The 12968-nt window shown below is 72.3% G+C and carries 6 protein-coding genes and 1 tRNA gene; all 7 read right to left on the reverse strand.

Going from position 1 to position 12968, the window contains the following annotated elements:
- A partial coding sequence (locus tag IF45_RS0125715) for a type I restriction-modification system subunit M (RefSeq protein ID WP_169749602.1) occupies positions 1 to 1461 on the reverse strand: 1461 nt, incomplete at its 3' end.
- A gap of 435 nt (positions 1462 to 1896) precedes the next feature.
- A tRNA-Thr gene (locus IF45_RS0125720) sits at positions 1897 to 1970 on the reverse strand.
- Positions 1971 to 2085: 115 nt separating this feature from the next.
- Positions 2086 to 3669 carry an alpha/beta hydrolase gene (locus IF45_RS0125725; RefSeq protein ID WP_030309834.1) on the reverse strand — a complete coding sequence of 528 codons (1584 nt, stop codon included), beginning with the start codon at positions 3667 to 3669 and terminating at the stop codon, positions 2086 to 2088.
- Positions 3670 to 3793: 124 nt separating this feature from the next.
- On the reverse strand, positions 3794 to 5005 hold the full coding sequence (locus IF45_RS0125730; RefSeq protein ID WP_030309836.1) for a DNA polymerase III subunit delta': 1212 nt from the start codon (positions 5003 to 5005) through the stop codon (positions 3794 to 3796).
- A gap of 423 nt (positions 5006 to 5428) precedes the next feature.
- Positions 5429 to 8725, reverse strand: a complete 3297-nt coding sequence (gene tmk / locus IF45_RS0125735; RefSeq protein WP_030309837.1) for a dTMP kinase — start codon at positions 8723 to 8725, stop codon at positions 5429 to 5431.
- 502 nt (positions 8726 to 9227) lie between these two features.
- Positions 9228 to 12107: a type I DNA topoisomerase gene (gene topA / locus IF45_RS0125740; protein WP_030309838.1), complete on the reverse strand. Its 2880-nt coding sequence runs from the start codon at positions 12105 to 12107 to the stop codon at positions 9228 to 9230.
- 361 nt (positions 12108 to 12468) lie between these two features.
- Positions 12469 to 12792, reverse strand: a complete 324-nt coding sequence (locus IF45_RS32645) for a hypothetical protein (protein WP_030309839.1) — start codon at positions 12790 to 12792, stop codon at positions 12469 to 12471.
- Positions 12793 to 12968 lie beyond the last annotated feature (176 nt).

Genomic DNA, 12968 nt, shown 5'->3' on the forward strand with positions numbered 1-12968 from the left:
CATGCACAACCTCGCCCTCACCGGATAAACCGGCGGTCCGCACAACGGCCTCCCCCATACCCGAGGCGACCCGAAGATCATTTGCGGGACAACCCTTAGCTCAGCAAACTTCACGACGCGAGCAAATCCGGCGATTTCGCGCCACCCCTCGTACGCGGAGACGATTTTCTCCGCGTGCTGAGCCTCCAGCAGGTTCTGTGTGCGTCCGGCGGTGACCTCCCGATCCGCGTTGATGAAGAGCACGCCGTCGCGTCGACCCTCAGGCGCGCCATCACGGCCACGCAGGACAAGGATGCATGCCGGAATCCCAGTCCCGTAGAAAACATTGGGGCCGATGCTGATGACGGCTTCCAGCCGGCCTTCCTCGACGATCTGTCGGCGGATCTTCTGCTCTTCACCGCCCCGGAACAACACCCCGTGCGGCATGACGGAGGCCGCGATGCCGTCCGCCTCCAGCACTGCCAGCACGTGCTGGATGAACATGAGGTCAGCCTTCTTGCCCGACTCAGGCGTCCAGCCGTACCCCATCCGCTCGGCGAACTTCATGCCCGTCCGCCGGTAGTTCTGCGCGAACGGCGGATTGGTAAGAATGCGGTCGAAGCGCTGGAGCTGCCCGCCCTGCACATGCTGTGGATCGGTGAGGGTGTCGCCGTGGTGGATGACGCCATCGGCTACGCCATGCATAAGCAGATTCATCCGGGCCATCGCCCAGGCGCTGCCGTTATCTTCCTGTCCGTACACCGACAGGTGAGACTCGTCGCCGCCGTGATCCTGCACATACTCCTTGGCGAGGATCAGCATGCCGGCCGAACCGCAGCACGGGTCGTAGACGGACATGCCTGACTGTGGCTTGACCAATTGGTTCATCATGCGAATGACCGAGCGCGGGGTGTAGAACTGGCCGCCCTTCTTACCACCCCCGTCGGCGAACTCGCCGATCAGGTACTCGTAGGCGTAGCCCAGGAGATCGGGGAACTCGAAGTCTTCGTTGCTGAGCCGGTACTCGCTGAAGTGGTCGATGAGCTGCTGGATGACTGGCTTGGTCAGCTTGGTGTTGCCACCGCGGGACTCGGTGAAGCTGATGTACGAGAGCACCCCGTCGAGCGCCTGGTGGTTGTGATTCTCCAGCTGAGCAAGCGCCACGTTCAGGGCCTCGGCCGGCTCAGTCCGAGACTTGCCGACGATCGTGGACCAGCGGGACTCCTCCGGGACGTAGAACTCATGCGCCTTGTAGGCGCCTCGAGCCTCGGAGATCCGTTCCGCCTGCTCCTCGCTTTTCCCTTCCGCAACCAGCTTCTTAACCAGTGCCGCCTGTGCCACATCGAACTGGTCGGAGGCGCGCTTCAGGAACAGCATCCCGAAGATGTAGTCCTGGTACTGCGCCGCGTCCATCTTGCCGCGCAAGATATCTGCGGCGGCGTACAGATGCCGCTCCAGCTGCGGCAACGTGAGCTGCGCCACTCTCGTTTCTCCTCTTACTGCACGTCCCACAAGACATGCGTCCCGTGACAACCAGCCCACCCTAGGGCCTGGCTGTGACATCCGGCTTACGAAGCGAGCTTCGGGCCCCTCCTACATGCAGCGCACCGGTCGGCAGTGAGACAGGCGCACCCAAGACTCGGCTTCTTGTGAAGTGCCTCGCTTGTGGGAACCCCCCAACCGCCACGCCGTCGGTGACTCAAAGCGCACCGTCATCCAGCCCTACCTTCACCGACTCGATGGCCCGCTTCCCGCACGCTCGCCCGCCCACCGTCCAGCACACCCACTGCACGCGTGTCCACCGATTGTCCACCGGCGACCTCAGCCACGGTTCTCGTACTGAGCCGCCACTGCAGCACAAGGCAAAGGGAAAGAAAAAACCCCAGGTCACGGCGAGTGAGTCCTGGGGTAATTCCGAGCCGCCTTCGGGATTCGAACCCGAGACCTACGCATTACGAGTGCGTTGCTCTGGCCATCTGAGCTAAGGCGGCAAGCTGCGGAAGAAGAACCCCTTCGGGTCCCGTCTCCGGGGAAGAGGTTCGCATCTGCAGCGACGTTCAGTCTACAGGGTTCCGGGGAGTGCGACGGACCGGGCCCGGGGCCGGGTCAGCAGCGGGTGCCGTTGTCGGGCGGGGTGCCTTCGAGGAGGTAGGCGTTGATGGCGGTGTCGATGCAGTCGCTGCCCCGGCCGAAGGCGGTGTGGCCGTCGCCGTCGTAGGTGAGGAGGGTGGCGGAGTCGAGCTGGGAGGCGAGGCCGCGGGCCCAGCGGTACGGGGTGGCCGGGTCGCGGGTGGTGCCGACGACGACGATGGGGGCGGCGCCGTTCGCCTCGATGCGGTGCGGGCCCGAGGTGGCGGGGGTGGGCCACTGGGCACAGTTCAGGGAGGCCCAGGCGAAGCCCTCGCCGAAGACGGGGGACGCCTTGCGGAACTCGGGCAGGGCTGCCTCGACCTCCTCGGGGTCGGCGAAGGCCGGGGGGAGGTCGAGGCAGTTGACGGCGGCGTTGGCGGACATGAGGTTCTGGTAGCCGCCGTCGGCGTCGCGCTCGTAGTAGAGGTCGGAGAGGGCGAGCAGGGCGTTGCCGTCGCGGTCCTTGACGGCGCTGGTCAGGGCGGTGCGGAGCTGGGGCCAGCCGGCCTCGTCGTAGAGGGCGGCGACCACGCCCATGGCGGCGAGGGACTCGGTGAGGGCGCGGCCCTGTCCGGCGGGGAGCGGGGCGGCGTCGAGCTTGTCGAAGAACGCGGTGAGGTTCCGCCCGGCGTCCTGGGGGTCGCCGGTGCCCAGGGGGCAGTCCTTCCGCTGTGCGCAGTCCTTGGCGAAGGCGGTGAAGGCGGTGTCGAACCCGGCGGTCTGCTCCAGGTTGAGCCGGCGGGCGTCGAGGGTGGGGTCCATGGCGCCGTCGAGGACCAGGCGGCCGACGCGGTGCGGGTACAGCCCGGCGTAGGTCGCGCCGAGGAAGGTCCCGTACGAGGCGCCGACGTAGGTCAGCTTCTCGTCGCCGAGGGCGGAGCGGGCGAGGTCCAGGTCGCGGGCGGACTCGACGGTGGAGACGTGGCCGAGCGTCTTGCCCGCGTCGGCCTGGCAGCCCTTGCCGTACTTCTGGAAGGCGGAGACCAGGGCCTGCCGCTCGGCCGGGGTGTCCGGGGTGGTGTCGGTGGCGGTGTGCGCGTCCATCGCGGGGCCGTCGAGGCAGGTGACGGGCTCGCTGTCGGCGACGCCGCGCGGGTCGACGGCCACCATGTCGTACCGGGCGCGGACCGGCGCCGGGTAGCCGAGGGCGGCGTACGACTGGAGGTAGCCGATGGCGGAGCCGCCGGGGCCGCCCGGGTTGACGAGGAGGGAGCCGAGGCGGGAGCCGGGGCCGGTCGCCTTCTTGCGGGAGAGGGCCAGGTCGAGGGTGCCGACCGTCGGGTTGTCGTAGTCCAGGGGCGCCTTGAGCCGGGCGCACTCGAACTCCTCCTTGCCGACGCCCTCGCAGGTCCGCCAGGCCGGACGCTGCCCGTAGAAGGGGGTGAGCGCTTCGGGGACCGCCTTGGGGAGGGCCGCGAGGACCTTGTCGCCGGCGGCGTCCGCCGTGGTGCTCTCCGCGCTGCACGCCGGCACGAGGGCGACGGCCGCGGCGAGGAGCGCGGCCGTCAGGGGGCGGCGCGGTGAGCGGCGGACAGGGGGACGGGGTCGGCGGTTCTCCATGCAGCCGACTCTAACGCTTAGGCGCGAGATGACTACTATGCGTGACGAAGGGTGGACGGGAGAAGCCCTTCAGCTCGGGCCCGTGGTCAGCCAAACCACTCGTTCAGGGGACGCGGGGGACGCGTCAGCCGGCTCGTAGCGCCATGGCCATCGCCTCGACGGCGAGGAGGGGCGCGACGTTCCGGTCGAGGGCCTCGCGGCAGGCGGCGATGGCCTCGATCCGGCGGAGGGTGGCCGCCGCGGTGCTGTCCTCGGCGATCCGCTCCAGGGCGTCGCGCAGCTCGACGTTGGCGACGGTCTCCGGGGAGGAGCCGAACTGGAGGGCGAGGACGTCGCGGTAGAAGCTGGTGAGGTCGACCAGGGCCAGGTCGAGGCTGTCGCGCTGGGAACGGGTGCGCCGGCGCTTCTGCTTCTCCTCCAGCTCCTTCATGGCACCCGCCGTGCCGCGCGGCATCCGGCCGCCGCTCTGTCCGCCGAGTGCCGCCCGCAGCGCCTCGGTCTCCTTCTCGTCGGTCTCCGTGGCCGCCTGCTTGGAGTCCTCGCTGGCCGCGTCGATCAGCTCCTGCGCGGCGCGCAGCCCCGCGCCCACGTCACCGACGCGCAGCGGCAGCTTGAGGACGGCGGCCCGGCGCTCACGGGCCCGCTCGTCGGTGGCGAGGCGGCGGGCCCGGTCGATGTGCCCCTGCGTGGACCGCGCGACGGAGGCGGCCAGCGCCGGGTCGACCCCGTCGTGCCGGACCAGGATGTCGGCGACGGCCGCCACCGGGGGCGTACGCAGCGAGAGGTGCCGCGAACGGGACCGGATCGTCGGCAGCACGTCCTCCAGCGAAGGAGCGCAGAGCAGCCAGACCGTGCGCGAGGCCGGCTCCTCGACCGCCTTGAGCAGGACGTTCCCGGCGCCCTCGGTGAGGCGGTCGGCGTCCTCCAGGACGATCACCTGCCACCGCCCGTTGGCCGGCGACATCTGGGAGCGCCGGACCAGGTCGCGGGTCTCCTTCACGCCGATGGAGAGCAGGTCGGTACGGACGACGTCCACGTCCGCGTGGGTGCCGATGAGGCTGGTGTGGCAGCCGTCGCAGAAGCCGCAGCCGGGGGTGCCGCCCGGCAGGGCCCGGTCCGGGCTGGTGCACTGGAGGGCGGCGGCGAAGGCCCGCGCCGCGTCGGCCCTGCCCGCTCCGGGCGGCCCGGTGAACAGCCAGGCGTGCGTCATCCGGGACGCCTCGGGCAGCGGATTCCCCGAGGCCGCCGCCGTCACGTAGGCGTCGGCGTCCCGGGCGGCCGCGTCGAGCTGCCCGACCACCCGCTCCTGGCCCACCAGGTCGTCCCACACCGACATCGGCACGCCTCCATCCACATCCGCCCCGCCGAGCGAGCCCGCCACCGGACTCACCCGCCCCATTCTCCGCGACGCGACTGACAGGGCCCAAATGCCGGGGCGCCGACATGCCCGCACGAGGCGGGAGGGGGGCCGCCACTCCGGAACGCGCCGGCCGGCGGCGCCCTGCCGGCCGGGCGAGGCCGAAACCCCACCCGTAGCGGGCAGGCCCGACGACAGCCGGACCAGCTCGGCAGCGGACTGCCCGCCACCAGGCCGGGACCGGCGGCGAGGCCGCAGGCTCAGCCGATGCGTTCAGCCCCCGCCCCGGTCATCCGGGCACCTGCGGCCCTCAGCCATTTCCAGGCCCGGGAAGCAGCACGCCGACGGCCTCGCCCCGACTCCGGGACGAGGCCGTGCGGACCAGGCCGAGCAGAGGTCGGCCTACCGCCGACCGCGCCCTCCGCGCGAGTCGTCCTCGTCACCCTCGTCGTGTGGTCCGAGCAGCTCGTCCGCCAGGCTGGGGAGGTCGTCCAGGGGAGTCTCCTCCGCCCAGTCGGGGCGCGGGCGCGGGGCGTTCGGGTCGATCTGGGGCATCTCCCGGGTGCGCTCGTTCTCGCCGGGGGCGGAGTCGCGGGCGTCGCGGGCCGGGCCCGTCGCGTCGTCCCGGAAGTAGCCCGGCGGCACGCGGTCGGCGGGCGCGTCCGTGCCGGGGCGGCCGCCCTCGGTGACGCGCGGGAACACCGTGGTCTCCTCGTCGTCCCCGGTGCCCGGCTGCGGGACCTGGGGGATGACGGCGGTCTCCTCGGCGTCGGACGGGGCGGGGGCGGGGGCCTGCGGCAGGACCGCCGTCTCCTCGTTGTCCGAGGGCGAGGGCGCCCGGCCGGTGTGCCGGTCGTCGTCCTTGGTGAAGGAGTAGGAGCCTCGGTCCTCGCTCCGGTCGTCCTTGGTGAGGGAGTGGGCCGGGCCCTGCTCCCCTTCCCCGGGCGACTCGGGCTCGGGCGACTCGGGCTTGCGGAGGGAGTGGACCGGGGTGGGGACGGTCGTCTCGCTGTCGGCCGGGGGCGCTTCGGCGCGCAGCGCCGCTTCCCGCTCGGCCGCGCGGCGGGCCTCCTCCGCCCGGGCCTCGGCCTCCTCCTCGGCACGCAGGCGCGCCTCCTCCTCGGCCTTGCGGCGTGCCTCCTCGGCGCGGAGCAGGGCCTCCTCGGCCTGGCGCTGCTTCTCGCGGCGGCGCTCCTCGGCCTCCTTGCGGAGCCGCTCCTCCTCGACCTTGCGCAGGCGCAACCGTTCCTGCTCGGCGGCGCGCAGCTCCTCCTCGGCACGGAGCCGGGCGCGCTCCTCCTCGGCGCGACGCTCGGCCTCCTCGGCGCGGCGGCGGGCCTCCTCGGCCTGGCGCTCGGCCTGCCGCTCCGCCTCCAGGCGCTTGGCCTCCTCCAGCTCGCGCTTCTTGCGCTCCTCCTCCTCGGCGCGCAGCCGGGCGAGCTGCTCCTGGCGCTCCCGCTCCAGGCGCTCCTCCTCGACCTTGCGCGCGGCCTCCTCCTCGGCCTTGCGGCGGGCCTCCTCCTCGGCGGCGCGACGGGCCTCCTCCTGGGCCTTGATCTCGGCCTCGGAGAGGGGAAGCAGCTGGTCCAGGCGGTGCCGGACGACGGTGGTGACCTCCTCGGGCTGCTGACCGGCGTCGACCACGAGGTAACGGTCCTGGTCGGCGGCGGCGAGGGTGAGGAACCCGGCCCGGACGCGCTGGTGGAAGGCGGCCGGCTCGGACTCCAGCCGGTCCGGTGCCTCGGTGAACCGCTCGCGGGCCGTCTCCGGGGAGACGTCGAGCAGGACCGTGAGGTGCGGGACGAGGCCGCCGGTGGCCCAGCGGGAGATCCGGGCGATCTCGGTGGGCGCGAGATCGCGCCCGGCGCCCTGGTAGGCGACCGAGGAGTCGATGTAGCGGTCGGAGATGACGACGGCGCCGCGCTCCAGTGCGGGGCGGACGACGGTGTCGACGTGCTCGGCGCGGTCCGCGGCGTACAGCAGGGCCTCGGCGCGGTGCGAGAGGCCGGCGCTGGAGACGTCGAGGAGGATCGCGCGCAGCCGCTTGCCGATCGGGGTCGCCCCCGGCTCGCGGGTCACGACGACCTCGTGGCCCTTGGCCCTGATCCACTCGGCCAGCGCCTCGGCCTGGGTGGACTTGCCGGCCCCGTCGCCGCCCTCCAGGGCGATGAAGAAGCCGGTCGCGGCGGGCGCGGTGGCCGGGTCGTCGCCGCGCAGCGCGTCCCGCAGGTCGCGGCGGAGCGGGACGCCCTGCCGGTCGTCGGCCTTGGCGAGGAGGATGGCGGCGACCGGCAGCAGCAGGGCGCCGAGCAGCATCAGGGTGAAGGCGGCGCCCCCGTGGGCGAAGACGAACTTGCCGGCCTCGACCCGGTGGCGGCCGATGCCGCCCGCGATGAGCGGGGCGGCGAGCACGGAGACGGCGAGGGTCAGCCGGACCACGGCCTGGAGGTGCTCGCCCTGGCGCGCCCTGCGGAACTCCTCCGTCTCCTGGTCGATCAGGGTGTGCCCGGCCTGGGCCGCGACGCCCGCCGCGACTCCGGCGAGCAGCAGCAGGAGCAGCACGGTCGTGACGTCGGGGACGAGCCCGGCGGCGAGCAGGGCCACACCGGTCAGCGCGACGGCGAGCGCCAGCAGCCGGCGCCGGGAGAGCCCGGGCAGCACGCGCTGGGCGGAGCGGACGCCGATCCCCGTACCGCCGGTGAGGGCGAGGACGAAGAGGCCGAAGAGGACGGGGCCGCCGTCGAGGTCCTTGGCGTGGATCACGGAGACGGCGACAGCGCCGGAGACGGCGGCGGTGACCGCGGCACAGCCGACGATCAGCAGGCGAATGGCGCCGGTGCGGCCCCGGTCGGCGCCGGCGCCCGTCTTCGGACGGCGCAGCCCTTCGAGCGGGGAGCGGGGACGCGGCGTGCGGGTGCCGGGCAGCGTCAGGAAGTAGACGACGGAGAGCGAGGCGGCGAAGAGGCCGGCCGCGACGTACGAGGCGAGCGCGACCTGGTGGGTGGCGAACCAGTCGATGCCGGTGGCCAGCAGGTTCCCCACCAGGGTGACCGCGACCAGCACGGCGGCGGCCAGCGGCACCCCGGCGAAGGTGGTGCGCAGGAAGAGCCGGTGCAGGGCGTCGGAGCGGTCCGGCAGGGGGCGCACGGCGTCCGCGCCGGCGGCCGGGGCGGGCAGCAGCGCGGGGGCCGCGCTCTCCCGGCAGACCGTCCAGAAGCGTTCGGCGACGCCGAGGACGAAGACCGTCACCAGGAGGGTGGCCAGCGCCGTGTCCGGGGTCCAGTCGATCCAGAGCGGCGCGACGATCAGCAGGGCGGCCCGCAGGCCGTCGGCGACCACCATCGTCCAGCGCCGGTCGAGCGGGCCGCCGGGTGCGGTCAGCGAGCTGACCGGGCCGAGCAGGACCGCGCCGAAGAGCAGGGTCGCGAGGACGCGGACGCCCAGGACGACGCTGACGGTGAAGGCCGCGCCCTGGTACCCGCCGCCGAACGCCCCTTGCGTCAGGGAGGTCTGGAAGGCCAGCACCACCAGGACGAAGAGGGCAAGGACATCGCCGACACCCCCCACCAGCTGGGCGCTCCACAGCTGCTTGAGGGGGCGGAAACGCAGCAGGGCGCGCACGGCGCGCTCTCGGGAATCTGCGACCAGGGCGTCGTCGGGGGCCGGGTTCACGACCGTTGGCTGCTCGGCTCGCGTCATCCCGCCAGCCTAGCCCGCTCGTTCGTCACCCGGTCGGCCCGCCCGAACATACGACCGTCCGGCCTGGTCCAAAACCGCCCGACGCCGACAAACGGCGTCACCCTCGCACTCCACGCCACCCGCGCACACCTCCGCACTCCGGGGGACCGCTGTCCGCCCGTACGACCGCACTTCACCGCTTCACCCCTGTCACCCGTCGCCGCCTCACATGGGCCCCAGCCCCTCCCTCACGCTCCGTGACCACTTGCTGGTGGGCACCTGCCCCTCGTACGCCTGAACGAAAACCGCCCCGCTCCGAAAGATCGCGGAGCGGGGCGGCGCACGAGCGCACTCAACCCGTGGAGGCGCGCACCGCACGCCTCGTAGAACAACAGTTCGCGCCCCGCGCGCCTCCCCCGGCCGGCCGAGCACGGCGCGGTCGCCAGAAGGGGCGGGACGTTTCCGCTCCCGGAGGGGGCGGCGGGAGCGAGGTCGCCCGGACCTCAGCCCCCGCCCGGGAGGCTCACTCCTCGCCGGAGCCGGCCCCGTCCCCGCTCGTGGTGCTCTTCTTCGTCGTCGTCTTCTTCGCGGTCGCGGTGGTCTTCTTGGCCGTCGTCTTCTTGGCGGCCGTCTTGGTCGCCCCCGCGGTCTTCTTCGCGGCGGCGGTCTTGGCGGGTGCCTTCTTGGCCGGGGCCTTCTTGGCGGCCGACTTCTTCGCCGGGGCCTTCTTCGCGGTCTTCTTCTTGACCGGGCCGCGCGCCCGCTTCTCGGCCAGCAGCTCGTAGCCGCGCTCGGGCGTGATCTCCTCGACGCTGTCGGCCACCCGCAGCGTCGCGTTGGTCTCGCCGTCGGTCACATACGCACCGAAACGACCGTCCTTGACCACCACGGGACGCTTGCTGACCGGGTCCTCGCCCAGTTCCTTCAGCGGCGGCTTGGCGGCGGCCCGCCCGCGCTGCTTGGGCTGCGCGTAGATCGCGAGGGCCTCGTCCACCGTGATGGTGAAGAGCTGCTCCTCGTTCTCCAGCGACCGCGAGTCCGTCCCCTTCTTCAGGTACGGGCCGTAGCGGCCGTTCTGCGCGGTGATCTCGACGCCCTCGGGGTCGGTGCCGACGACGCGCGGCAGCGACATCAGCTTCAGCGCGTCCGCCAGCGTCACCGTGTCCAGGCTCATCGACTTGAAGAGCGAGGCGGTGCGCGGCTTGACCGCGTTCTTGCCGGTCTTCGGCGTGCCCTCGGGCAGCACCTCGGTGACGTACGGCCCGTACCGCCCGTCCTTGGCGACGATCTCGTGGCCGGTCTCCGGGTCGGTGCCCAGCTCGAAGTCGCCGCTCGGCTTGGCCAGCAGCTCCTCGGCCAGCTCGACCGTCAGCTCGTCGGGCGCCAGGTCCTCGGGGATGTCGGCGCGCTGGTGGTTCTCGGAGTCCTTCTCACCGCGCTCGATGTACGGCCCGTACCGGCCGACGCGCAGCTTGATGTCGTCGCTGACCGGGAAGGAGGAGATCTCCCGCGCGTCGATGGCGCCGAGGTCGGTGACGAGTTCCTTGAGGCCGCCGAGGTGGTCGCCGTCGCCGTTGCCCGCGGCGGAGGCGGTGCCGGCGGCGGCGTCGCCCTCACCGAAGTAGAAGCGGCGCAGCCACGGCACGGCCTGGGCCTCGCCGCGTGCGATGCGGTCGAGGTCGTCCTCCATGCGGGCGGTGAAGTCGTAGTCGACGAGCCGGCCGAAGTGCTTCTCCAGCAGGTTGACCACGGCGAAGGAGAGGAAGGAGGGGACGAGCGCCGTCCCCTTCTTGAAGACGTACCCGCGGTCGAGAATCGTCCCGAGGATCGACGCGTACGTCGACGGGCGGCCGATCTCGCGCTCCTCCAGCTCCTTGACCAGCGACGCCTCGGTGTAGCGGGCGGGCGGCTTGGTGGAGTGGCCGTCGACGCTCATCGCGTCCGCCGCCAGCGGGTCGCCCTCGCTGACCTGCGGCAGCCTGCGCTCGCGGTCGTCCAGCTCGGCGTTGGGGTCGTCGGCGCCCTCGACGTACGCCTTGAGGAAGCCGTGGAAGGTGATGGTCTTGCCGGAGGCGGAGAACTCGGCGTCGCGTCCGTCGGAGGAGCGGCCGCCGATCTTCACGGTGACCGAGTTGCCGACGGCGTCCTTCATCTGGGAGGCGACGGTCCGCTTCCAGATCAGCTCGTAGAGGCGGAACTGGTCACCGGTCAGACCCGTTTCGGCAGGCGTGCGGAAGCGGTCGCCGGAGGGGCGGATCGCCTCGTGCGCCTCCTGCGCGTTCTTCACCTTGCCGGCGTAGGTGCGCGGCTTGTCGGGCAGGTAGTCCGCCCCGTACAACTGCGTGACCTGCGCCCGGGCCGCGCCGACCGCCGTGTCGGAGAGCGTGGTGGAGTCCGTACGCATGTAGGTGATGAAGCCGTTCTCGTACAGCTTCTGGGCGATCTGCATGGTCGCCTTGGCGCCGAAGCCGAGCTTGCGGCTCGCCTCCTGCTGGAGCGTCGTCGTCCGGAACGGCGCGTACGGCGAGCGGCGGTACGGCTTCGACTCGACCGAGCGGACCGCGAAGGCGGAGTCGGCGAGGGCGGCGGCCAGCGTGCGGGCGCCCGCCTCGTCGAGGTGGAGGGTGTCGGACTTGAGCTGCCCGACGGAGTTGAAGTCGCGGCCCTGCGCGATGCGCTTGCCGTCGACGGCGCTGAGACGGGCGACGAGCTGCGCGGGATCGCTGCTGTCACCGCCCCGGCCGGTGCCGAAGGTGCCGGTCAGGTCCCAGTACTCGGCGGTGCGGAAGGCGATGCGCTCGCGCTCCCGCTCGACGACGAGACGGGTGGCCACCGACTGGACGCGGCCGGCCGACAGGCGCGGCATGACCTTCTTCCACAGGACCGGCGAGACCTCGTAGCCGTAGAGGCGGTCGAGGATGCGGCGGGTCTCCTGGGCGTCGACCAGCTTCTTGTTCAGCTCGCGCGGGTTGGCGACGGCGGCACGGATCGCGTCCTTGGTGATCTCGTGGAAGACCATGCGGTGGACGGGGATCTTCGGCTTCAGCACTTCCTGGAGGTGCCACGCGATGGCCTCGCCCTCGCGGTCCTCATCGGTGGCGAGGAAGAGTTCGTCGGACTCGGCCATCAGCTCTTTGAGCTTCCTGACCTGCGCCTTCTTGTCCGCGTTGACCACGTAGACGGGCTGGAAGTCGTGGTCGACGTCGACGCCGAGCCGGCGGACCTCGCCCGTGTACTTCTCCGGCACCTCGGCGGCGCCGTTCGGAAGGTCACGGATGTGTCCGACGCTCGCCTCGACGATGTAGCCGGGGCCGAGGTAGCCCTTGATCGTCTTCGCCTTGGCGGGCGACTCGACGATGACGAGGCGGCGGCCGCCCTCTGCGGTCTCGCTGGTCGGGGACAACGTGGCTCTTCTCTCCGGTCGACACTGAATCCTTCCCGAGCCCGTGGTTCCGGGATGGGGGCCGGGTTTGCGCTGCGGAGTGTGACGGTACATCCCGCCCCCGTGTCACACGGGAAAAGCCCACCCCGGCCACTGGAACGGTAACCCGACTCCGTCCGTTCCTGCCGCCCGGAGTACCGACCTGGCCATTCACCGCAGATCGGGACGGGGCCGACGGGTATGCTTCCGCGCCGCCGCGAGGACGGGGCACGGCCCGTGGGGGTACGGAACGGGCGGTGCGGGCGGTACGGGTACGCGCCGGTCCCGGCTCAGCCGGCGAAGGCGCCGCCCCGGCCGGTGTCTTCCGGCGCAGGGCCTGCGGTCAGACGCGGCTGAAGCACCACAGACCGAGCGCCAGCGAGGCCACCGCGACCGAGGCCGCGACCGTCGCCGACCTCCCCGGGGCCGCGCCCTCGTAGACCGGCCGGCGGTGCCGCGCCCGCACGGCCGTCCAGACCAGCAGCCCCAGCCCGAACAGGGCGAACACCGCTCCCGCGAAGACGGCCGGGGTGGCCTCGACCAGGTTCCCGAGCGACTGGGCGACCCCGCTCTCCCCGGGCGTGGCGAGCGGCGCGCCCGGCCCCTGCCCGCCCGCCCGCACGACGACGCCGACGGCCCCCTCCGACACCCCGGCTGCCCCGTCCATGACCCGCTCCCCCTCGTCCACGGGGCCGTCCGAGCGGCTCCGGGACCAGGAGGCTGACACCCCGGTACGACGCCCGGGGGAACCCGGGGTGAACTCCCGGCCGGTACCGCGTGTCGCCCGGGCGCGCGGCACGCCAGGACACCCCGGACGTACGACATGGGCGTACGGCATCCGGC

The sequence above is a fragment of the Streptomyces albidoflavus genome, assembly GCF_000719955.1.
Taxonomy (GTDB): Bacteria; Actinomycetota; Actinomycetes; order Streptomycetales; family Streptomycetaceae; genus Streptomyces; species Streptomyces albidoflavus.